The organism is Lyngbya sp. CCY1209 (assembly GCF_055795065.1).
On the sequence record NZ_JAYFER010000517.1, the window covers coordinates 1 to 22,612 of the forward strand.

The 22,612-nt window shown below is 54.7% G+C and carries 16 protein-coding genes; 9 read left to right on the forward strand and 7 right to left on the reverse strand.

Annotated elements, in window-relative coordinates; translation table 11 throughout:
* The first annotated feature begins 718 nt into the window (after positions 1-718).
* A complete protein-coding gene (locus AC0QHF_RS16735) occupies positions 719-2,074 on the forward strand; it encodes an AAA-like domain-containing protein (protein WP_324705369.1) in 1,356 nt (451 codons plus the stop codon).
* 187 nt (positions 2,075-2,261) lie between these two features.
* Here AC0QHF_RS16735 and AC0QHF_RS16740 read toward each other — a convergent pair whose 3' ends face one another.
* A complete protein-coding gene (locus tag AC0QHF_RS16740; protein WP_324705370.1) occupies positions 2,262-5,753 on the reverse strand; it encodes a WD40 domain-containing protein in 3,492 nt (1,163 codons plus the stop codon).
* A 284-nt stretch (positions 5,754-6,037) separates the two neighbouring features.
* Complete coding sequence (locus tag AC0QHF_RS16745; RefSeq protein ID WP_324705371.1) at positions 6,038-7,462, reverse strand: NADP-dependent isocitrate dehydrogenase; 1,425 nt, start codon at positions 7,460-7,462, stop codon at positions 6,038-6,040.
* 594 nt (positions 7,463-8,056) lie between these two features.
* On the opposite strand from AC0QHF_RS16745, the gene pckA reads away from it, so the two are divergent.
* Entirely contained in the window at positions 8,057-9,778 is a 1,722-nt protein-coding gene (gene pckA, locus AC0QHF_RS16750) for a phosphoenolpyruvate carboxykinase (ATP) (protein ID WP_324705372.1), read from the forward strand.
* Positions 9,779-9,963: 185 nt separating this feature from the next.
* Here pckA and cysS read toward each other — a convergent pair whose 3' ends face one another.
* The 4 genes from cysS to AC0QHF_RS16770 all read right to left on the reverse strand — a co-directional run bounded on the left by cysS (position 9,964) and on the right by AC0QHF_RS16770 (position 13,632).
* Entirely contained in the window at positions 9,964-11,514 is a 1,551-nt protein-coding gene (cysS, locus tag AC0QHF_RS16755; RefSeq protein ID WP_324705373.1) for a cysteine--tRNA ligase, read from the reverse strand.
* Between the two features lies 1 nt (position 11,515).
* A complete protein-coding gene (gene hisI, locus AC0QHF_RS16760; RefSeq protein ID WP_324705374.1) occupies positions 11,516-11,860 on the reverse strand; it encodes a phosphoribosyl-AMP cyclohydrolase in 345 nt (114 codons plus the stop codon).
* Positions 11,861-12,140: 280 nt separating this feature from the next.
* Positions 12,141-13,082, reverse strand: a complete 942-nt coding sequence (gene cysK, locus AC0QHF_RS16765; protein WP_324705375.1) for a cysteine synthase A — start codon at positions 13,080-13,082, stop codon at positions 12,141-12,143.
* A 112-nt stretch (positions 13,083-13,194) separates the two neighbouring features.
* Complete coding sequence (locus AC0QHF_RS16770; protein ID WP_324705428.1) at positions 13,195-13,632, reverse strand: RrF2 family transcriptional regulator; 438 nt, start codon at positions 13,630-13,632, stop codon at positions 13,195-13,197.
* 404 nt (positions 13,633-14,036) lie between these two features.
* Here AC0QHF_RS16770 and AC0QHF_RS16775 point away from each other — a divergent pair, with 404 nt between their 5' ends.
* From AC0QHF_RS16775 to AC0QHF_RS16795, 5 genes are all read left to right on the forward strand, one after another.
* Positions 14,037-15,017 carry an SDR family NAD(P)-dependent oxidoreductase gene (locus AC0QHF_RS16775; protein WP_324705376.1) on the forward strand — a complete coding sequence of 327 codons (981 nt, stop codon included), beginning with the start codon at positions 14,037-14,039 and terminating at the stop codon, positions 15,015-15,017.
* Position 15,018: 1 nt separating this feature from the next.
* Positions 15,019-15,843 carry an SDR family NAD(P)-dependent oxidoreductase gene (locus AC0QHF_RS16780; RefSeq protein ID WP_324705377.1) on the forward strand — a complete coding sequence of 275 codons (825 nt, stop codon included), beginning with the start codon at positions 15,019-15,021 and terminating at the stop codon, positions 15,841-15,843.
* Positions 15,840-17,186: a flavin-containing monooxygenase gene (locus tag AC0QHF_RS16785; protein ID WP_324705378.1), complete on the forward strand. Its 1,347-nt coding sequence runs from the start codon at positions 15,840-15,842 to the stop codon at positions 17,184-17,186. Before AC0QHF_RS16780 ends, AC0QHF_RS16785 begins: the two co-directional genes overlap by 4 nt.
* 159 nt (positions 17,187-17,345) lie before the next feature.
* Positions 17,346-18,995 carry a BCCT family transporter gene (locus tag AC0QHF_RS16790; RefSeq protein WP_324705379.1) on the forward strand — a complete coding sequence of 550 codons (1,650 nt, stop codon included), beginning with the start codon at positions 17,346-17,348 and terminating at the stop codon, positions 18,993-18,995.
* Between the two features lie 60 nt (positions 18,996-19,055).
* Entirely contained in the window at positions 19,056-19,985 is a 930-nt protein-coding gene (locus AC0QHF_RS16795; protein WP_324705380.1) for a universal stress protein, read from the forward strand.
* Between the two features lie 3 nt (positions 19,986-19,988).
* Here the strand turns inward: AC0QHF_RS16795 and AC0QHF_RS16800 are convergent, their stop codons facing one another.
* A complete protein-coding gene (locus AC0QHF_RS16800; RefSeq protein ID WP_324705381.1) occupies positions 19,989-20,411 on the reverse strand; it encodes a hypothetical protein in 423 nt (140 codons plus the stop codon).
* 412 nt (positions 20,412-20,823) lie between these two features.
* Between AC0QHF_RS16800 and thiO the strand changes: the two genes are divergently transcribed.
* The gene (gene thiO, locus AC0QHF_RS16805) at positions 20,824-21,933 is read left to right on the forward strand and encodes a glycine oxidase ThiO (RefSeq protein ID WP_324705382.1); all 1,110 of its coding nucleotides are present in this window, start codon (positions 20,824-20,826) and stop codon (positions 21,931-21,933) included.
* A 16-nt stretch (positions 21,934-21,949) separates the two neighbouring features.
* Positions 21,950-22,528, forward strand: a complete 579-nt coding sequence (locus tag AC0QHF_RS16810; RefSeq protein WP_324705383.1) for a hypothetical protein — start codon at positions 21,950-21,952, stop codon at positions 22,526-22,528.
* Positions 22,529-22,612: the final 84 nt, after the last annotated feature.

The window sequence follows — 22,612 nt, forward strand, 5'->3', positions numbered from 1 at the left end:
CTAAAGACGCGGGGATTCTTAAGCCGTCCAAAACTGAACTCTTAAAGGCATAGTCAATGTGCCTCTACCAACTCCTTGAAGAGAAAATCCTCAAGTTGTTGCTACTTTTGTAAGCCGGTTTTCCGAAGCCAAAAGACACCTTTGCGATCGGTGAAAGCTTGAGAAAGTTGTGACATAAATCAGCATATTTGAAATGGTCTTAATCTGTCAAGGTCAGAAAAGTCAGAAATTTTTATCTTACCTTTCTTACCTTCGATCTGACCTTTTCGACTCAAAAATCTTACCTTTCTTACCTTCGATCTGACCTTTCGGGTGCAAAAATCTTACCTTTCTTACCTTTTTGGGCGATCGCCGGGAAAAGGTCAGATCGGGGTCGGATGCGATCGCGTCCGGTAGCCGGCTAATCGGGATGAGTCAAAATAACTATTGCGATCGGGGGGGCTCAAGCCCAACAACGAATGGGCGGTGGGGTGCGATCGCGTGCGGTGGCCGGCCAATCGGGATGGGTCAAAATAACTATTGCGATCGGGGGCTAAAGCCCAACAACGGGTGACGGGTGGGGTTCAAGCCCAACAACGGGTGACGGGTGGGGTGCGATCGCTCAATGATAAGGGGAAGTTTCGATTTGATATTGGGCAACTGAACCGAACATGATATGATAGTCCTGGATGTGAACTTCCGTCAATTCTTGTCACCGTTTCGATGCCTTTCCTTACAAATGAATAGCCACAAAAAAGCCCTGCAATGGATTCAAAATGTTTTGGCTCCCCAAGAACTCACCCAGTTGGAAGAAGTTGTATTGCAGATGACGTTTGCCGGTCAATCCTATCAACAAATGTCTCAAGAAACGGGATATCATCCCGGTTATCTGAAAGACATCGGTTCCCGGCTGTGGCTTTCCCTGTCTGAACGGTTGGGCTGCGAAGTCAAAAAGCGAAATATTGTGTCGATTGTCAGCCAATTTTCTCGGGGCAATCTCGAAAGGTCAAAGTTTGTCGAAACTCTGCCGAATTCCGGTTGGGAGAAACTGAATTTTCCGGGCTGTCCGCTGGTGTTTAACTCGCCTTTATATATCGATCGCCCTCCCATCGAAACCTGGGCTGTTACCACCCTCCGACAACCCGGAAGTCTGCTCCGAATCAAAGCACCGCATCAAATGGGTAAAACCTCTTTAATACACCGCCTGAACGGCATTGCAGAGCGGGAGGGAATGCGAACGGTTGTGGTCAATATGCAACAGGCTGACCCGACAACCATCGAAGATTTAGAACGATTTTTGCGCTGGATTTGTTTGACGATAACTCAACAGTTAAATTTGGCTCCAAATTTGGACGATTATTGGATTGAGGGGGCGGGGAGCAAGACCAACTTTACAGTTTACCTACAAGAGTATGTTTTGGAAGAATTGAAAGAGCCGCTGGTTCTCGCTTTCGACAAGGTTCATTCACTGTTTAACATTCCCGAGTTGGCCGGTCATTTTTTGGCGATGGTGCGGTGTTGGTACGAACAATCGCGCACGCAAGATGGATGGGATAATTTGCGGTTAGTTCTCGCCTATTCCGGAGAATTAACCTTGCCGATACAGACCAACCAATCTCCCTTTAATGTCGGAATTTATTTGAAACTGCCGCCCTTCACCGCTTCGCAAATTTGCGAGTTGGCAGAGCGCTACGATCTCGACCCGGGGGAGATGGAAATGCTGGACTATTTGAAGCCTTTGCTGGATTTGGTGGGGGGTCATCCTTATCTGTTACAATTGGCGTTTTACTGGCTGCGATCGCACTATTGGTCTTTGACTCAACTCGTCGCGGAGGCCCCGACGGATCGAGGGATTTATGGGGAATATTTGGGTCAACTGCGGCTGGCTTTGGAACGCGATCGACGGTTATATCAAGGATTTTATCAGGTGTTGTCGAGTCCCGAACCGGTGCCCCTCGATTCGGATGTCGCCTATGCTTTGGAAGGGTTGGGTTTGGTGAAACTCAAACAACTGATGGCGAGTCCCGCCTGCGAACTCTACCGACAATATTTTTGGAGGCACTATCACAGCGAGAATTATCTCAAATCGGTTTGATTTTCGCCCCTTGATAAAATTCAAAAGTTGCCTATCACCCATCACCCATCACCCATCACCCATCACCTATTACCTATTACCTATTACCTATTACCTATTGCCTATTGCCTATTGCCTATAACCCATCACCTATAACCTATTGCCTATTGCCTATAACCTATTGCCTATAACCTATTGCCTGCCATACTCACTCCTCATCGAGTTGACAGAGTGCGCGATCGCCGTCCGTGACGCGGGGATTGGTGTTCAGATAATCCGCCACCCAATCGCAGGCATAATCCAACGGTTGCAGGTTCAAAATATTGGCGATATTCCAAAACACCACTTTTTTATCATCTCCGGCGGAGGCCAAAACGTTTCCATCGGGCCGAAAAGCCAAGCTGCGAATTCCCGACGTATGACCTTCTAGGGTGGTCAACAATTCCCCTTCCATCGTCCAGAGTTTGACCCTTTCATCGATACTGCCAGTCGCGACCAAAGAGCCGTCGGGATTAAATGCCACCCCCCAAACTGCCGCCTGATGTCCTTTTAACGTCGTCACCAAAGTTCCGTCTTTGCGCCAGATTTTCGCCGTTTTATCGCCACTCCCGGAGATGAGATATTCCCCGTCGGCACTGAACGCCACCCGCCACACGGCCGAATCATGTTCGAGGGTGTGGAGTAACTCGCCTTCCCGACTCCAAAGTTTCGCCGTACCATCGTTGCCTGCGGTGGCAAACTGACTGCCGTCGGGACTGTAAGTGATGTCCCAAATCGGGGCGGCGTGCCCCGACCAACGGTCAAGTTGTTTTCCTCGGCTATTCCAGCGATAAATAGAAGCTGAGGCGGTTGCCGAGACGATTTCCTCGCCACTCGGATGCCAATCGGCTCCCATCACGGCTTCGTCATGGTCGCCAATCGTTTGCACAACCGTTCCGTCCAACCGACGGATGGCGATCGTCCGATTTGTCCCGGTAGATAATATCTGGTCTCGGGTCGGATGCAATGACAAATTCGTGACGACTAACTGTTGAGCATCTACAGATTGAATCGTCAAATCGGCGATCGATGCCAACAGAAGATTATCTCGATCTCCAGTTGTTATCAAACGTTGTCCGTCACGGCTGTAAATCGCACTTAATGCCCTTCCCCCCATTCCGTGTAAGTTGCGGTGGAAAGGATGGTGAGTTTTCCAAAGCAGGACTGTATTATCTGCTCCAGTTGAAGCCAGCATCTCGCCATCGGGACTGATAGCGAGGCCCCAAACGGCAGATTGATGCCCTTTGAAGGTGTCGATCAACGTGCCGTGACGAGTCCAAACCGAAAGGGTTTTGTCGTAGCTGGCGACAAAAAAGGTTTGCCCGTCGGGATGAAAATCGATATCCAAAATGCCCGCCGCATGATGGGTCAAGGTTTGGATTGAAGTTCCATCGCCGTGCCAGAGTTTGACGGTTTGATCTTGGCCACCCGTGACCAATCGTTCTCCATCGGGACTGAAGGCGATGGCATTAATGGCCGCCTCATGAGCTTTGATGGTCCGTTGCCGTCGTTCATCGAGGTCAAAAAAAGTGATTTGACCGTCATTTCCTCCGACGGCGATTTGATTTTTATCGGGATGGTACGCGACCGATAATGCCCCCGATGCTGCGATCTTGAAGCGGTCGATCGGGGAACCGTCAATTTGCCACAATTCTACCAGATGGGGACTTCCGACCGCCACCAAAGTTTGTCCGTCGGGACTGAACGCGAAATCCGACATCCCATTTAAACGAGTGGGAATGCTGCGTTTAAACCGACCCGAGGGAGTCCAAAATTTCATTTTTCCGTCATCTGCCCCCGTCACCAAAAATTGACCGTCTGGGCTAAATTTTAGAGCTCGAATCGTCGCCGAATGTCCCTCAAATTTCGAGAGCAATTTTCCCTCTCGATTCCATAATTTGACTGTGGTATCGACTCCCGCCGTGGCGATCGTTTGTCCGTCGGGACTGATATCAATTGTCAGGACTGCGGCTTCGTGACCATCTAAGCGGTTGCGCTGATTAATATTTAAAATTACCTGTTCTAGTATGGCATCGGCTTGAGTTTGTAATGCCGGGTTCACCCGTTGCCAGCGTTCGAGTTGTCGTTGACTCCGAATCGCTTCTAACAAAGCCTCAAAGGAGCGATCGGAGGCGAATAGGGCTTCGGCCGCTTGGGCGACGGCTTCGGCTTCCCGCAGGGAGGCGAGACGATATTGATACCGGGCGACCATTCCGAATCCCGCCGCGATCGCCAACGCGCAACTCACCCCCGCCAAAAAGATGCGCTGCCGCCTCAAACTGCGCCGCTGTTCTTCGCTGCGCTGACGTTCCGCCGCCAGCCGCGCTTCGACTTCTTTTAAACGGGCATTTTCGGCTTTGGCGAGGCTTTCCTGTCGGTCTAGGGCTTGGCTGGCGGCGAGGAAGCGGTAATCCATATCGCCGAGGCTTTGATTTTGTCCCCAAGCCAATATTTCTTTTAACGCCTGTCCCCTCAGCAGCCAGGAGTCATCGCTGCAGTCGGAGGCGACCCAGGCATTTAAGGCTTGAGAATAGGGGCGCAGTTGGTTCAATTGTTCTCGAATCCATTCCTCGTTGAAAATGGCTCGATAAATGGGGTTTTTGACCTGCAATTTTCCGCGCCGTTTGGCGACCAATCCCGACAGCAGCAGTTCCGTCTGTTCGGGACTGTCGTCGCTGACCACGCCGCCGGTTTCTAAAATGTTTTGATACAATCCCAACAGCCGCCCGGCCCGCCGTTCGTCGTAGAGGAGGCGATTGCGGATGGTGCGGAGATGTTCGGGTTCGTCTCGGGATTGCCAATTCTCGACGATCTGGGTTTTGACCATTTTTTCGATCCACTGGTCTTCCGTTCCCGGCGCCAGGTTGAGACGGGATTCCCTGGCGTCCGAAGTCAAAGAAGTGACGGTTTTGCAGAGTTTTTGGGTTAAAAAAGGTTGCCCCCCCGTCCAATGTAAGATGGCTTTCAGGACGGCGGCGCAATCGGGGAGGGTGGCGGGCAAGAATTGCAGCAGGGGTTGGGCCTGTTCAAATTGAAAGTCTTGCAGGTCGATCGCGCGGCCGATGTTGAAGGGGGTGCGGGTGCGATCGCGGATCAAGTCGGAGGGGGTGGCGACGCCGAAAAATGCCCAAGTCAACCGCCGATAATTGGGTTGGTGGGGGCGCAATTCGTAGCAGAGGCGGACGAAGGCGAAAAAGTCGTTGACGGGAAATGGCAGGCTGAGAATGCTATCGATTTCATCGATAAAAATAAACAGTTTGGTGTCCGGAATTTGTTCGAGGATCTCGTCAATCAACAGACTCAACTGCTGGACGAGGGGCAAGTTGTCCCAGTCTTTCCAGCGCTGTTTGAGGGGGATCTGTTTCGAGAGTTGAAATTTGCTCAACAGAATGAGCATGATCCCCCGATACCACTGCCGATAACTGACATTTTCGGTGCCCAACTGAGTCATGTCGAGATAAATGCAGCGATATCCCTGTTGCTCTAGCCGTCGTCGCATCTGGACCCGCAGGCTGGATTTGCCCATCTGTCGGGCGTTGAAGACGTAGCAGAACTCTCCGGCTAGGAGGGCTTCGTAGAGGAGGCGATCGGCCGGACGGGTGACGTAAGTTACATCGTCTACCGCCAGACTCCCACCCACTTGGTAGGGATTTTTAATCATGGATGCCAATTGAAGGCGGTGGGACGATTCAACTCAATTGGAGTCTATCACGTTTCTTTCAATTTGTCCGGTGTCGCGATCGCCCGTCGTTCGGGGGAATTGCTATCAGTTGGATGCCCACCCCCAGTGGCGGGGGGAGGGGAAGAAATGCGATCGCCCATTTGTTATTGCAACAGACAGAACGAACATCAACGGTTTTCCTCGTCAGCCTCGATCATTTTTAACCGAAAATGAAACGCCCCCCCGATAAAACGGGGGGGCATCACAGTCGGTTTCGCTGGCAATTAATCGTCAAAGTGACTGATAATTGCTTCGCCGAATTCGGAACATTTCAGCGGTTCGGCGGGGGGGTCCATCAGTCGGGCGAGGTCGTAGGTCACTTCCCGGTTGGAGATGGCGGCGCCGATGCCTTTTTTAATTAAATCGGCGGCTTCTTGCCATCCGAGATATTCCAACATCATCACCCCGGAGAGGATGAGGGAACCGGGGTTGACGCGATCGAGTCCGGCGTGTTTGGGCGCCGTGCCGTGGGTGGCCTCGAAGACGGCGCAGGTGTCGCCGATGTTCGCCCCCGGACCCATGCCCAGACCGCCCACCATCGCGGCGGCGGCGTCGGAGAGGTAGTCTCCGTTTAGGTTCATGGTGGCGAGGATGGAGTATTCGTTGGGACGGGTTTGGATTTGCTGGAAGATACTGTCGGCGATGCGATCGTTGACCATGATCTTATCTTTCCACTTGCCGTCCCCGTGGGTGTCCCAGATGGTATCGAGTACGCCTTTCACTTCGTCGCAGATTTCTTGGCGCTTTTCGGGGGTGAGGGAGTCGAAACCGGGTTCCACCTTGCGGGCGTTATCTTCTAAAGAGATATCGGGGTTGCCCTCCTTGTTGCTGAGAATCCAGGATTCCCGCTCGGTGATGCACTCGTCCCGAAACTCGGTGGTGGCGAGTTCGTAGCCCCAATCCCGGAAGGCGCCCTCGGTGTATTTCATGATGTTGCCCTTGTGGACTAGCGTCACCATCTGTTTTTCTTTGGGGAGGGTGAGGGCGTGTTTGATGGCGCGGCGGACGAGGCGCTGGGAACCCGTCTTGCTGATGGGTTTGATGCCGATGCCCGAGTCGGTGCGGATCTGCTTTTTGCCGTGTTCGGGGGTGGCGGGGATCAGGTCGTCGTTGAGCAGGTGGATCAGCTTTTGGGCGATTTCGGTCCCTTCTCGCCATTCGATGCCGAGGTAGATGTCTTCGGTGTTCTCCCGGTAGATGATCACGTCGAGTTGTTCTGGGTGTTTGTGGGGGGAGGGGGTGCCGGAGTAGAAACGGCAGGGGCGCACGCAGGCGTAGAGGTCGTTGATTTGACGCAGGGCGACGTTGAGGGAGCGGATGCCGCCGCCGATGGGGGTGGTCAGGGGGCCTTTGATGGCGACGCCGTACTCCCGGATGGCGGTGAGGGTGTCTTCGGGGAGGTATTGGTAGGTCCCGTACTGTTCGCAGGCTTCGTCCCCGGCGTAGATTTTGAACCAACTGATTTTGCGCTGGCCGCCGTAGGCTTTTTCGACGGCGGCGTCAATGACGCGCTCGGTGGCCGGCCACAGGTCAACGCCGGTTCCGTCCCCCCGGATGAAGGGAATGATGGGGTTGTCGGGGACGATGGGTTCTCCGTCTTTGAAGGTGATGGTTTCGCCCGTCGTGGGGGGGGTGATTTTTTCGTACATATCGCTTCACACTCTAATCCGTGGGTCTACCTATTCTGTCACGATTTTTTACGACATGAGGCGGCGATCGCGACAGAACCCCATGATTTCTTCAGAATTGCCGCCGGGCCCATCCGGTGTCAAGCACAATTCCTCGCGCAATTTCGGTGTATGATGATGCAAAACCCGCATCGTCGATCAAATCTTCAAACTTTTCAATAAAACTACAATTACAACTTAAAAAATTGTAACAGCACATCCCGAGCGATGGGTGTAGTATTTCTAAGTAAAGGTAACGTACATAGCAGATTTTCCCAAACAAAGTTACCGGCATTACAAAGCGATCGGGCATTGAGAAAAGACATCCGAACACGGCTCCGCGGCTCCCAACCCAACCGTTCACTCAATCTTTCACGCTTTCTGTTGGAATCTGCCGCTCACGAAACGAGCTCGGGATAGAAGCTTGACATTCAAACCAGACCCTTGGGGTTAAGATTTATTTAATAATTCGGACTCCCCAATTCCAGTTTTTCTCAATCCATCATCCCACCCCGATCAAAAAGTTGTCATTCAGAAGATAGCGGGTTCTCTTCAGCACATTGGAGGCTATATATCATGGATAACGTCAGCACGGTCAACCGCAATATCTATCAGGATGTCTCCGTTTCGACCCTGATCAACAGTCGCTTGGCCGACCAAGACCAAGTTTTCCCGGTCAGCGAGACGGCCAAATCGAGCGATCGCCCCCTGATGGGAGATCCCAGCTACGGTTTGGACACCCTCGGACTGAAAAACGTCGGTCACGTCTACCACAACCTCCCCGTCCCCATCCTGATCGAACACGCGATCGCCCGGGCGGAAGGAATTTTAGCCTCCAACGGCTCCCTGTGCGTCAAAACGGGCAAATACACCGGCCGATCCCCCCACGACAAATTCATCGTCGATGAACCGAGCAAACACAACGAAATCCACTGGAGCAAACTCAACGTTCCCATCCCCGAGAAAAACTTTGATCGCCTCTACCGCAGGGTCCGCTCCTACGTCCAAGGTAGGGATCTCTACATCTTCGACGGCTTCGTCGGCGCCGACCCCAACCACCGTTTCGGCGTCCGCATCATCAACGAGGGAGCCTCCCAAAACCTGTTCGCCCACCAACTGTTTATTCGGCCCACCGACGAGGAACTGCAAACCCACCGGGCCGATTTTACTGTGATCGCGGTTCCCGGACTCCACGGCGACCCCGAAGATGACGGCATCAACAGCGAAGCGTTCATCGTCCTGCACCTGTCCAAGCGGCTGGTGATCATCGGCGGGTCCAAATATGCCGGGGAAATCAAGAAGTCCGTCTTCTCCCTGATGAACTACTTCATGACCAAAGCCGACGTCCTCCCCATGCACTGTGCCGCCAACGTGGATGACGCTGGTAAAACGGCGTTATTTTTCGGTCTGTCGGGCACCGGAAAAACCACCCTTTCGGCCGATCCCGATCGCTATTTGATCGGCGACGACGAGCACGGCTGGTCCGAAGAGGGGATCTTCAACTTCGAGGGAGGATGCTACGCGAAAACCATCCGCCTGTCCCGGGAAAATGAACCGCAAATTTGGGATGCCATCCGGTTCGGTTCGCTGATGGAAAACGTGGTCCTCGACCGCCACAACCGCGTCCCCGACTACGATGACGGCACCCTGACGGAAAACACCCGGGTCGCCTACCCCATCGACTACATCCCCAACGCCGTCATCCCCGGCATCGCCGACCACCCCAAAACCGTGATCTTCCTGGCGGCGGATGCCTTCGGAGTCCTGCCCCCCATCGCCAAACTGACCCGCGAACAGGCGATGTACCACTTCATGTCCGGCTACACCAGCAAGGTGGCGGGGACGGAACGGGGCATCAAAGAGCCGGAAGCGACATTCTCCGCCGGGTTCGGAAAATGTTTCCTTCCCCTGGAGGCGGCGGTTTACGCCAATTTGCTGGGCAAACGCCTCACCGACCACCCCGAAACCAACGTCTATCTGGTCAATACCGGCTGGTCCGGCGGTCCCTACGGCGTGGGTTCCCGGGTGCCGATCAAGTACACCCGCGCCTTGGTGTCGGCGGCGGTGAACGGAGATTTGGATAACGTGAGTTTCCACCCCCACCCGATCTTCAAAGTGTTGGTTCCCGACGCGGTGCCGGGAGTCCCCACCGAACTCCTCGACCCGGTGAAAACCTGGGCGGACGCCGGGGAGTACGAAAAGCAGGCTAAATACTTGGCGAAATTGTTTGTGGACAATTTCCAGAAGTACGAGAATGTGCCGGAAGCGGTGATCGAAGCCGAACCCGCGATCGGTTAATTTTAGAGGGGGGAAACCCTTCATTTTCCCCCTCCGTCCGAGTTACCTTCCCTAGCTCTTACATTCACGGTTTTCAACCTTTGAAGCCGTGAATTTTTTTGGGGGAGTAGAAACCGGGTTTCTAGGTGAAAATTGGGTGGGGAAGTCGAAACTCTCGTAGAAACCCGGTTTCTCAGGGGCAACTTTTAACGGTGCCAGATGGTTTCTCCGCCGGGGCGGTCAATCAGGGTTATTCCCAATTCTTGAAGTTGGTCGCGGATGCGATCGCCCTCCGCATAATTTTTCGCTTTCCGGGCCTCCTGCCGCCGCTTCACCAACGCCTCTATTTCCCCATCGCCCATCCCCTCTGTTTGAGATTCCGTTTCCGCTTCCGGCGAGGCTTTCAAACCAAAAACCCCCGCCAATTCGACCAAGATTTTCCATGTGGAATAGATGCGATCGCTCGGCGTTTCCGTCTTCCCTTCGTGCGCCAACAAATTGCGTTCCCGCCGCAACTCTTTCGCCAATTCAAATAACACCGCCAATCCCCCCGGCGTATTGAAATCGTCATCCATCGCAGTCCGGAACCGTTCCACCGCCTCCTCTTTCCCCCCCTTACCAAGGGGGGTTAGGGGGGATTCTTTCTGAGGGGTTAGGGGGGATTCTTTCCCCCCCTTACCAAGGGGGGTTAGGGGGGATTCTTTCTGAGGGGTTAGGGGGGATTCTTTCCCCGGCCAACCCAGGCGATCGCCGTATTCTTCCCCAAACAATAACCCATCTTTCAACGTCGCCCAACCATTTTCGGCAGATGCGATCGCTTCATCGGTAAAATCCAGCGGTTTGCGATACTGAGCCTGCAAAATAAACAGCCGCACGACCATCGGTTCCAAAGGGCGATCCAACAATTCCCGAATCGTGGTAAAATTGCCCAAAGATTTGGACATTTTTTCGCCCCCCACCGTCACCATGCCGTTGTGCATCCAATATCGCGCCAGGGGTTGGCAAGTCGCCGCCTCGGACTGGGCGATCTCGTTTTCGTGGTGGGGAAATACCAAATCACCGCCACCGCCGTGGATGTCGATGGTTTCGCCGAGGAGTTCCCCCACCATCGCCGAACATTCGATGTGCCACCCCGGACGCCCCGGACCCCAAGGAGAATCCCAGGCGGGTTCCCCCGGTTTCGCGGCTTTCCACAGGGCAAAATCGGCGGGATCTTTCTTCTTCGTCCCCTCCCCGCCGGCGGATACCCGGCCGCTGGCGCCGGCTTGCATATCTTCGAGTTTCCGACCGGAAAGTTTGCCGTAGTCGGGAAATTGGCGGACGCTGTAATAGACGTCGCCGCCGACGGCGTAGGCGTGCCCGCTGGCTTCGAGGCGACGGATCAGGTCGTGGATGGCACTGATGTGGTTCGTCACTCGCGGATAGGCGTCGGCATCCCGGACGTTGAGGCGCCGCAGATCTTCAAAATAGGCCTCGATGAACTGTTCCGAAACCACATCCATTGTGGTGTCCCGTTCTTTGGCACGGTTGAGGATTTTATCGTCGATGTCGGTAAAATTCTGGACGTAGTTGACATCATATCCGCACCATTCGAGATAGCGGCGCACCACGTCCCAAGCGATGTAAGATCGGGCGTGACCCAAGTGGCAATAGTCGTACACCGTCACCCCGCAGCAGTACATTTTGACCGTTCCGGGTTCGATGGGGGTGAAGGTTTCTTTTTGGCGGGTTTGGGTGTTGTAGATTTGCAGAACCATTTTAAAATTTCAGCGGAACGGCATTGAAAAAACAGCTTCTCGCGCCTGTGTGACAGGCGACGTCGCCGACTTGCTCGATTTTCAGCAGCAGGGCATCGGCGTCGCAGTCATAGTATAAACCTTTGAGCTTCTGAATGTGCCCCGACGTGGCACCTTTGTGCCAAAGTTCCGATCGCGATCGACTCCAGTAGTGTACTTCGCCGGTTTCCAGGGTTTTTTGCAGGGAGTCCCGGTTCATCCAGGCCATCATCAACACGGTTCCGTCCCGGTGGTCTTGGGCGATCGCGGGAATTAAACCCCGTTCGTTGAATTTTAACGCTTCGATCCACAATTTGTCTTGGTTCATAATATAGCAGTTTTCGATCTAGTGCGATACATTCGATCCCCCCCAGCCCCCATCCCCCCCTACCCCCCTTTGTAAGGGGGGAGATAAGGGGGGAGGTCGGCTTACCGTGGGGGCAACCTTATAGGGTTGCCCGATGTTTGAGCATTCAACCGAATTTGATATGAGAAACGAGGAGCGAGGAGTAAGGAATTTTTCACTTCTCACTTCTGTTGTCTGACTTCTTTTTTCTCCCTACACCCTACACCCTACACCCTACACCCGGGCACAGCGCTATAAAATCCTAAAATTCCAGGTCTTGAAATAGGGGCGTACTCAGATATCGCTCCCCGAAACTGGGTTGGATCATCACGATCAATTTGCCGCGATTTTGCGATCGCCGCCCCACTTGCAACGCCGCCCACAATGCCGCCCCGGTGGAAATTCCCGAGAGTAATCCCTCCTCCTTCGCCAACCGGCGTCCGCAGGCGATCGCATCCTCGTCCGTCACCGCAATCGCCTCGTCAATCAGATCCACATTCAGCACCGGGGGAATAAATCCCGCCCCGAGTCCCTGGATTTTGTGGGGCCCGGGCTCTCCCCCCGACAACACCGGACTGCTGGCGGGTTCCACCGCGATCGCCTGGAAGTGGGGGTGGCGATGTTTCAACACTTCCGCCACCCCCGTCAGGGTCCCCCCCGTCCCGATACCGGCGACCAAAATATCCACGTTGCCGTCCGTATCGGACCAAATCTCCTCGGCGGTGGTGCGGCGGTGCATTTCCGGGTTCGCCGGATTCTGAAATTGCTGCAACATATAGGCGTCGGGGAGGGTGTCCGCGATTTCCCGGGCCCGCCGGATACAGCCGCCCATCCCCTCGACTCCCGGCGTCAGTTCCAGTTGTGCCCCGTAGGCCCTCAACATGGCGCGGCGTTCGCAACTCATCGTATCCGGCATGGTGATGATCAGTTGATAGCCCCGGGCCGCCGCCACCATCGCCAGGGCGATGCCGGTATTCCCCGAAGTCGGTTCCACCAACACCGTTTTGCCCGGTGCGATCGACCCCTCCCGTTCGGCCGTTTCGATCATGTTCGCGCCGATGCGATCTTTCACCGATGCCGATGGATTCATCCCCTCCAATTTGACCGCAATTCGAGCCACGCACCCCTCCGCTTTGGGGATGCGGTTCAGTTGCACCAGGGGAGTCCGCCCGACCAATTCGGTAATATTATTCGCAATTCGCATCTTTGAGCTTTCCTTTTCCTATTGCCGATCGCGTCTCGACTCTTGCCTTCCCCATCCCCCAGAATTGGCGGGTTTGATAATTATCAATGATCAATTCTCAATTCTCAGTTCCTCAGATGTAATACATGAGGTTTTTCGGGCGGTGGGCATCTAATTTTTCACAGAGATCTTTGAGGGTATATTTCTCAAATACCGCATTTGCCATTTGGTGAGCTTCCTGCCAAACCTCGAAAACGACGGCATTTTCCGGGGTTTGGGGGGAAGAATCTCGGGCCACTTGATTGCTGTTCGACCCTTCGAGACAGTTGATAATTTCCAAAAGGGTGATTTTCCGGGGGTCCCGGGCGAGGAGGTAGCCCCCCTTCGCGCCCCGCTGACTTCGGACTAACCCGCCCCGCCGCAGGGTCGCCAACAGTTGTTCGAGATAGCGATCGGGTATATGATGTTGGGCGGCGATTTGGCGAATTTGCTGCGGCTCCCCTTGGGGGTAGCGGGCGGCTAACTCCAAGAGGGCGAGCAGGGCGTATTGACTTTTGCTGGACAGTTCCACAGGCGAGATGTTCGATCGGTTCGACTCCTGTTCCAGTATACCCCGGTTTTCCGCTGGGGTTTGTTGTTTTTGGCGCGATCGCCGACTTTCTGTCCGATGGCCGGGGGGTCCGCGCTCGGATTTCGGATTTCGGACGATCGCAATTCTGGCAATCTTTGGATTTGACAAAATGATCGATTTATTGTAGAATAATATTCCGAAAAAAATGTCTCATTAAAAATATAGCGATCGGAAACCATTTGTAAATGGTCGCGCCCCCAAACCCCCAATTCTGGGGGCTTTGACCGGATCGAGTTTTCACTCATCATTTCACACTGCTATAGATTGTTTTTGGTTTTCGATTGGGCGCGATCGGTGGCGCTGAAGCGCAACAACGGGCGATAAAATCATTCATTATTTATATTATGAAAAAATTGGACGGAAAAATTGCCCTGGTGACGGGGGCATCGAGGGGACTGGGGAAAGGCATCGCCATTGGTTTGGGAGAAGCCGGGGCGACGGTTTATATCACCGGACGCAGTTTTTCCGAGGCGAAAGATGCCGTCGGGGGGAGCTTGCAGGAAACTCAGTTGGAAGTGGAAAAAGCCGGGGGGAAATGTATCGCGATCGCGGTCGATCACGGGGATGACGCACAGGTGCGATCGCTGTTTGAACGCATCGAAAACGAGCAGCAGGGACGGTTGGACCTGTTGGTGAACAATGTCTTCGGCGGGGTTCGCGCCTTGGGCGAATTGGGGGGGAAACCCTTTTGGGAGGCGGAACCGGAACTGTGGGACCGGGTGAACGATGTCGGGTTGAGGAGTCACTATGTCGCCGGAGTTTTGGCGGCGAGACTGATGGTAAAACGCCGCGAAGGGCTGATCTGCACGATCGCCTCTTGGGGTGGATTATCCTACATTTTTGGAGCGGCTTACGGGAGCGGAAAATCGGCTTGCGATCGCCTCGCCGCCGACTTCGCCACGGAATTGAAACCTTACAATGTCGCCTCCGTTTCGGTGTGGCCGGGAATTGTGGGAACCGAACAAATTTTGCGGGTGGTGGGGGAAATGGACGCAGAAAATTCGACCTCAGATTCGGCTCAAATTCGTTCGATGCGCGATCGCTACAATTGGGAAACACCGTTATTAACCGGACGGGCGATCGCCGCTTTAGCCGCCGATGCGGATATCATGAAGCGGACGGGACGGGTGCAAATTGTTGCCGAACTCGCCAAAAAATATGGGTTAACCGACAAAGATGGCGATCGCCCGGTTTCGCTGCGATCGCTGCGTTTTTTACTGCCGATGCTGCGGCCGAAATTGCAACATTACGCCCGGTTCATTCCCGACCTCAACCTCCCCTGGTGGCTGCTATTATTGACGATGCTGAGATCTCCAAAAGTTTGACATGACCGAATTTAAGAATGCCACAATTTTGATCACCGGCGCGGCGGGGGGATTCGGGCAAGAATTGACCCGCCAGTTGTTGGCTGCGGGGGGCCGTTTAATTTTGAGCGATCGCGACGAAACCCTCCTCCGGCAGCGGGTGGAAACCATCCAAAATGAAGTCAAATCCGGGGATATAATCGCCTGTTTTGGGGCGGATTTGTCCGATCAGCAGGGGTGCGAAATTTTGGGCGATCGCATCAAATCCTTAAACATCCCCATCGACATTTTAATTAACAACGCCGGACTGGGTTTGTTCGGGCGATCGGACGAAGTTCCCGCCGAAAAATGGGAAACCCTGATGCAGGTTAATCTCCTCGCCCCCCTGCGCTTAACCAACCAATTTTTGCCGGACATGATCGCCCGAAAACAGGGTCATATCGTCAATATTTCCTCCGTCGCCGGTTGGAGTGGCAGGGCGGGTTTGGCGCACTATTGCGCCAGCAAATTCGGATTGCGGGGCTTCAGCGAAAGCCTGTTTGATGAAGTCAAACCCTACAACGTCAAAGTCACCGCCGTCTATCCCTTTTTCAGCCGCACCCCCATTCTCAAATCCGAAAAATATGGAACCCTCGCCGACAGTTTGAAAGATTTGCCGGATGGTTGGCTAACCGATCCGGCCGAAGTCATGAAGGCAACTTTAAAAGGAATTCGATATAATAAACTGCACGTCTTTCCAGACCGGACGGGGAATTTAATTCATCTCGCCAAGCGGTACGCCCCCTCTTTGTTAGATCGAATTTCAGTGTTGGCCAATAATATTATTGTCGATCGCGATAAAAAATGACTGTATCAAAAACCGAAACTAAACACTTAATAATCGGCGCCGGTTTTGTCGGATTGGGAATGGCACAAGGGCTGCAAGCCGCCGGGATTCCCTACGACCAAGTCGATGCCAGCGACGATATCGGCGGCAATTGGTATCACGGCGTTTATGAAACCGCCCACATCATTTCATCCCGAAAAATCACCCAATTCACCCATTTTCCCATGCCGGAGGATTACCCGGACTTTCCCAGTGCGAAGCAAATGCGGGACTATTTGAACCAGTTCGCAGACCATTTTAATTTGCGTCAAAATATCGAACTGCGGCGCACCGTCGCCCTCGTCCGTCCCGTCGAAAATAATCTGTGGGAGGTGACATTTGAGAACGGGGAGAAGCGCATTTATAAAGGCGTTTTGATCTGCAATGGACATCACTGGTGCAAGCGCTTGCCGGAATTTGAAGGACAATTTAACGGCGAAATTATCCATTCCAAAGATTACAAACATCCCGACCAACTCAAGGGGAAAAAACTGTTGGTCATCGGCGGCGGCAATTCCGGGTGCGACCTGGCGGCGGAGGCGGCGCGGGTGGGCGAAAAATCGGTTTTGAGCCTGCGAAATTCCGTCTGGTTTATTCCCAAGTCTTTCGCGGGGGTTCCCGTTTCCGATCTGGTTCGCTGGTGGATGCCGGAATGGTTGCAGCGGTGGATAACTTACGGCATCATCCGGCTGACATTTGGCAAACATGAAAGTTACGGTATGCCCGAGCCGAGTTATCGACTTTTTGAGAAACATCCGACATTAAATAATGAGGTTCCTTATTATATCAAACACGGCCGGATCGCGCCCAAGCCGGGGGTGAGTCGGTTGGACGGCTGGGAAGTGGAATTTAGCGATCGCACCCGGGAAACCTTCGATTTAATTGTCTGCGCGACGGGTTATCACCTGTCCTATCCCTTTTTACCCCCGGAATTGCGGCGGGTGAAGGGGGCAACCGTCCAATGTTACGGCGGTACATTTTTGGACGATTATAAGGGATTGTACTATATCGGTTGGGGGCAGGCGCGGGGGGGCGTCGGTTCCCTAATCTCCGCTTACGCGCCGATGTTTTGCCGCTGTCTGCAACTGCAAGATGAAATTAACGTTCCCCTGGGTTTGGTGTTGAAAGAAATGGGGCAGTCTTTGCCCGAAACCCACCTTTCCGACCCCCAGCAGGCATTCCGGCAGTTGAAATTTTGGCATCTATTGTTCGATGGGTTTGCCAAAAAAGCCCGCCAAATCGATCGCCGCCACCCCGATTTTAACAATCTTCCGATCGCGGAGACAGAAATTCAAATGAGCGATCGCGAAACAGTCGTCCGATGAGTCGGGTTCGGGGATTCGGGGCGATCGGCGATCGCCCCAAATCCCCGCCGATATTCCCGATATTTCTGCAAAATTATCGCTTCCCACGGGATTTCCGGTAGCCAGATAGCGCGATCGATGTCAGGATAGAAATAAATCAAGCGAAGGAGAGCAATAATTATGAGTTCTCAAGGATCGCGACCTGAGACGATCCCCAAGAAGAGACATCGCGTACCGGGCGATACCAATATCAAAGGCAAGGGGTTCGATCTTCACCCCCAAGTGGCAATCAGTTCGGCGGCTTTAATTGTCCTGTTCGTCGCATTGACCCTCATATTTCGAGAACAGGCTGACCAAATATTCCAGGCAATTCAAAACACGGTTTCCAATATTTTTGGTTGGTTTTTTATCCTCGTCGCCAATATCTATCTCGGCGTTGTCGTTATTTTGTCATTCAGCAAATACGGCAAAATCCGCCTCGGCGGTCCGGATGCCAAACCCGAATTTTCCACCTTCGGTTGGTTCGCGATGCTGCTGAGTGCCGGAATGGGAATCGGCCTGATGTTTTGGAGCGTGGCCGAACCCGTCTACCATTTGGGCGACCCGGCCCCCTTCTTCGGAAACGTCGCCGACGGCAGCACCGCGGCAGCCCAGGCGGCGATGGGGATCACCTTCTACCACTGGGGACTCCACGCCTGGGGAATTTACGCCCTCGTCGGCCTGTCCCTGGGCTTTTTCGCCTTCAACCGGGGCCTCCCCCTCACCATCCGCTCGGTTTTTTATCCGATTTTGGGAGAGCGAATCTACGGCTGGCCCGGAAATGCGATCGACATTCTCGCCGTCCTCGCCACCCTCTTCGGTTTGGCGACATCCCTCGGCTTCGGCGCCGAACAGGTCAGCGCCGGGTTGAATTTCCTGTTCGACTCCCCCGATACCGTCTGGGTGCAAGTGATTCTCATCGCCATCATCACCAGTTTCGCCACCGCCTCCGTGGTGGCGGGATTGGACAGCGGCGTGCGCTTCCTGAGCGAAATCAACATCTACATCGCCGCCGCCTTCCTGGTGTTTCTGTTGTTGGCCGGACCGACCCTATTTTTGCTCAGTTCTTTGGTGCAGAATTTTGGCTACTACGCCTCCATTTTTCCCGGCCTCAGCTTTTGGACGGAAACCTTCGACGGCGGCCGATGGCAGCAGTCCTGGACGATCTTTTACTGGGGATGGTGGATTTCCTGGTCGCCCTTCGTGGGGATGTTCATCGCCCGGGTGTCCAAGGGCCGCACGGTGCGGGAATTTATTTGGAGCGTTTTGTTCATTCCGTCTTTGCTATCTTTTATGTGGATGTCGGTGTTCGGCGGCTCGGCACTGAAGCTGATTTTAGATGGGGTGGGGGACCTCGGCGCGGCGGTTCAGGAAAATGTGGCGACGGCTTTATTCGTGATGTTGCAGAACTTTCCTTTCACCGGGTTGAGTTCTTTTCTGGGGGTGGTTTTGGTGGTGACGTTCTTCGTCACTTCTTCCGACTCCGGCTCCCTCGTCGTCGATCATCTCACCTCCGGCGGAAAGTTGGATTCCCCGGTTCCCCAGCGCATTTTTTGGGCGGTGACGGAGGGGGTCGTCGCTGCGGTGTTGCTGCTGGGCGGGGGGTTGAAAGCCCTGCAAACGGCCGCGATCGCCACCGGTTTGCCCTTCGCGATCGTGCTGCTGGTCATGTGTTTCAGCCTCTATCGGGGGTTGGCTGAAGATGCGGCGGAACTCGAAGCCCGAAAGTTGCAAGCCACCGAAAATCCACCGGCGGCGGGAGGAAACGGGGGAAAATTAATTGAGAATTGATCGTTGAGCATTGATAATTTTCCCCACCGAGCACACCCTAACGTGTTAGAGGACAGGACGATGTATCAAAAAATTCTGGTTCCTTTGGACGGTTCCGAACTCTCGGAAACGATTGTTCCCTACGTGGAACAGTTGGCGACGGGGGCCGATGTCAAGATCGTTTTAACTCGGGTGGTAGAACCCCTGATTCGGAGCGCCGTCCTCGACATCGACCAGGATATGGAAGTCGAATTTCCGTCGCAGAAGGTGAACCACGTCCGCGATTACCTGGTGGGGTGGAAGCAGTATTTTCGCGATCGCGGCTTGGCGGCGGACACGCTTTTCCTGCAAGGAATTGCCGTCGATTCCATTTTGCAGGCGGTGCAGATGGTGGGGGCCGATCTGGTGGCGATGAGTTCCCGGGGGTTGTCGGGGTTGGCCCGGGTGTTGTACGGCAGCGTCTCCTCCGGCGTCCTCAACCGGGCGCTGTGCCCCCTGCTGCTGACCCGTTCCCCCCAACCCCAGGCCTGGAAAGGCATCAATCGCATCCTGCTGCCCCTGGACACCTCCGTGCGGGCGGAGAAGGCGATCGCACACGTCACGGCGATCGCCGGCCACCACGGGGCTGAGATCGTCCTCTTGCACGTCGTCCGCACCACCCATCAAGTCACCTCCTTCGGAGATTTGCAAACCGAGCTCGAAGAAGAATTGGTTTCCAAAAACCTGTTTTCTCAATTGGGGGAACATCAAAAACTCGAACAAATTCGCGAAGCCCGACGATACATCCTGAAGCTGCAAAACCAACTTCGCGATCAGGGATTCTCCGCCCGAGGTTATCTGATGTACGGCCGGCCCACGGAAAGCATTCTCACCCTCGCCGACGAGATCGAAACCGACTTAATTGCCATCACCAACCTGGGCCGCACGGGTCTAGCCAAGGTGCTTTACGGCAGCGTCGCCTCGGCCATTCTCAACAGCGGTTCCTACCCCCTGCTGATCGTCCCCGTCTGAATTTTATTGGCTGAAATTGATAGAAAAGCGATCGCCATTCAGGGTCCCGGCGACGAAAATCGAACCGATCGCATTGTCGGTGGAAAACTGGACATCCGCCGTCCCCCTCAAGTCCGCAATATTCGCCCCCGTGACGCTGATTTTCACCCCGAAGGGAACCCAGCGAGTCACCTCCCCCGTCAAAGTGACGGGGTTTTCATTTTCATCCCAAAACGTCAGTTCCGCATTGCCGTCGTCGTCGATGGTGACGGAGGCGGCGGTGATGAATTCCCGAAAGCGACTGTTGAGGGAATAGACCCCATTGCCCGCCTGCACGATTTCCAGGGCTTCCCCGGGCACTCGTTGGGCGATCGCGATCGGGGCCACGGGCGATATTCCCACCGACAGGGCGGCAACAAGAATGGCCAAAGCTCGGTAAATATTCATTTCAGTTTTTCTCCACAACTGACTCGATTTCAAACCGTCGAACCGTCACTCCCATCCAATTGACGGCCGAATTGCGATCGTCTATTATCTTCGCATCTTAGAACTTTCAACGACGATTGAAGATCGTTTTTGTTTCCGGGCGTAGATTTCATGATCAGTCCGCAAAAAACGGGCGAAAAACAATTTTTTGAAAAGATCTAAATTAGATTGAAATCATAAGGATCGTTTGTCAAAAGTGAATGGAGCCGCCCGATCGCGCTTCCCCGGTTCGTGAGGTACATCGGGCTGGGGGGAACCGGGCGAGAATTGACAATTGATAATTATCGATGCTTCCCCGAATCTCGATTCCCAAAATCCCGACTCCCATTTTTCCCCCCACATTTTCGCTACAATCGGGGATGTTCAAATCGAAATGGGTATCACCGTGATGGGTGGGCGAAGCGATATCATCATTGTGGGTGGCGGCATAATCGGCTTGTCGGTGGCGCTCGAACTGAAGATGCGGGGGGCGAGCGTCACCGTCCTGAGCCGCCATTCTCAACAGGCGGCGGGTTATGTGGGGGCGGGGATGTTGGCGCCCCAGGCGGAGAGAATTCCCCCGAGTCCCCTGCGAGATCTGGCCCTCCGCAGCCGATCGCTCTACGAAGGTTGGACGCAGAAACTCGAAGCGATCACGGGTTCGGATGCGGGATACTGGCCCTGCGGCATCCTTGCCCCGGTTTACGATCGCCCCGAAAGTGTGGAACTGCCCCAAACTCCCGACTCTCCCGCCATCTGGCTTGAAGGTGCGGAGCTCGATGAGCATCAACCGGGGTTGAGTTCGGAAGTCGCCGGGGCCTGGTGGTTTCCCAAGGACGCCCAGGTGGACAACCGCCGCCATTTGATGCGATCGCTCCTCAGTGCGGCCCGGGAATTGGGGGTCGATGTGCAAGAAGGGGTGGCCGTCAAAGATATCGTCACCGACGGCAAAGCCGTGCAGAATGTGGCGACTGACGGGGGTGCGATCGCGGGTTACCACTACATTCTCGCCGCCGGGGCCTGGTGCGGTCAACTCCTCTCCATTCCCGTCCGTCCGATCAAAGGCCAGATGCTCTCCCTGCGAGTCCCCGACTCGGTTCCGAAACTCCCCGTCCGGCAGGTTTTGTTCGGGTCCGGCATCTACATCGTCCCCCGCCGGGACGGGTTGATCGTGTTGGGGGCCACCGTGGAAGATGTCGGCTTCGACAACAGCCTCACCCCCGCCGGCATCGATACCCTCCTATCGGAAGCGATGCGGCTGTATCCGGGGTTGCGCGACTTCCCCATCCAGGAATTCTGGTGGGGATTTCGGCCCACCACCCCCGACGAACTGCCCATCCTGGGCCCGAGCCCCTTTCCCAACTTGACCCTCGCCACGGGCCACCACCGCAACGGCATTTTGCTGGCCCCCGCCACCGCCGAGATCGTCGCGGACTGGGTGTACTCGGGTCGCGCCGATCCCCTCATCGGCCATTTCCGCTGGAACCGGTTTTCCAAGTCGTGACCCGGATCGGCTCCAGATGCAGACAGAACGGGACTTTTGGACGCAGTGGACGGCCGTCACCCTCGCCGGGTTCCTCCTCAGCTTGCTGTGGGTGCAGGTGGGGGAACGTCCCCATGTGGGGACTTTTGTGGGGGCGATCGGGGGGTTGAGCGTGGGGACGGCCCAGTGGTTCGTCCTGCGGAATTACATTTCTCACCCGTGGCGGTGGATCGGAATGACCGCGATCGCCTGGTGTCTGTTGGGGTTGAGTCCCCTGGGGGCGATCGGCTGGATGGCCCCCCGCACGCCGGCGATATCTGTACGAATTTTATACGGATTGATCGAGGGGGTTAAAGTCGGAATTTGGCTGGGATTGTGCCAGTGGCTCGTGATCCGAAACTCGGTTTTCGGGGGCTGGCGGTGGGTGTTGGCGAGTCCGCTGTGTTGGGGGGTGGGACTGCCGCTCGGGTGGGTTTTGGGGGGCATTTTGCGGGAGTTGACGGGCTTTTTTTTGGGGGAAGTGTTCGGTTTGATGCTGACTTGGGCGATCGTCGCCGGACTCACCGGAGTGGGGTTAATTCAACTCTTTTGGATCGATGTAAAAATTGGGGATTAATGTCATATCAAATCTCTTTCTTCCCTACACCCTACACCCTACACCCTACACCCTATCCATTTCCCCACACCCCACCGACGCGCG

Bases quoted from the DNA above. Each gene is read 5' to 3' on its own strand.
- AC0QHF_RS16735 (WP_324705369.1), top strand. From the start codon at position 719: ATGAATAGCCACAAAAAAGCCCTGCAATGGATTCAAAATGTTTTGGCT.
- AC0QHF_RS16740 (WP_324705370.1), bottom strand. From the start codon at position 5,753: ATGATTAAAAATCCCTACCAAGTGGGTGGGAGTCTGGCGGTAGACGAT.
- AC0QHF_RS16745 (WP_324705371.1), bottom strand. From the start codon at position 7,462: ATGTACGAAAAAATCACCCCCCCCACGACGGGCGAAACCATCACCTTC.
- pckA (WP_324705372.1), top strand. From the start codon at position 8,057: ATGGATAACGTCAGCACGGTCAACCGCAATATCTATCAGGATGTCTCC.
- cysS (WP_324705373.1), bottom strand. From the start codon at position 11,514: ATGGTTCTGCAAATCTACAACACCCAAACCCGCCAAAAAGAAACCTTC.
- hisI (WP_324705374.1), bottom strand. From the start codon at position 11,860: ATGAACCAAGACAAATTGTGGATCGAAGCGTTAAAATTCAACGAACGG.
- cysK (WP_324705375.1), bottom strand. From the start codon at position 13,082: ATGCGAATTGCGAATAATATTACCGAATTGGTCGGGCGGACTCCCCTG.
- AC0QHF_RS16775 (WP_324705376.1), top strand. From the start codon at position 14,037: ATGAAAAAATTGGACGGAAAAATTGCCCTGGTGACGGGGGCATCGAGG.
- AC0QHF_RS16780 (WP_324705377.1), top strand. From the start codon at position 15,019: ATGACCGAATTTAAGAATGCCACAATTTTGATCACCGGCGCGGCGGGG.
- AC0QHF_RS16785 (WP_324705378.1), top strand. From the start codon at position 15,840: ATGACTGTATCAAAAACCGAAACTAAACACTTAATAATCGGCGCCGGT.
- AC0QHF_RS16790 (WP_324705379.1), top strand. From the start codon at position 17,346: ATGAGTTCTCAAGGATCGCGACCTGAGACGATCCCCAAGAAGAGACAT.
- AC0QHF_RS16795 (WP_324705380.1), top strand. From the start codon at position 19,056: ATGTATCAAAAAATTCTGGTTCCTTTGGACGGTTCCGAACTCTCGGAA.
- AC0QHF_RS16800 (WP_324705381.1), bottom strand. From the start codon at position 20,411: ATGAATATTTACCGAGCTTTGGCCATTCTTGTTGCCGCCCTGTCGGTG.
- thiO (WP_324705382.1), top strand. From the start codon at position 20,824: ATGGGTATCACCGTGATGGGTGGGCGAAGCGATATCATCATTGTGGGT.
- AC0QHF_RS16810 (WP_324705383.1), top strand. From the start codon at position 21,950: ATGCAGACAGAACGGGACTTTTGGACGCAGTGGACGGCCGTCACCCTC.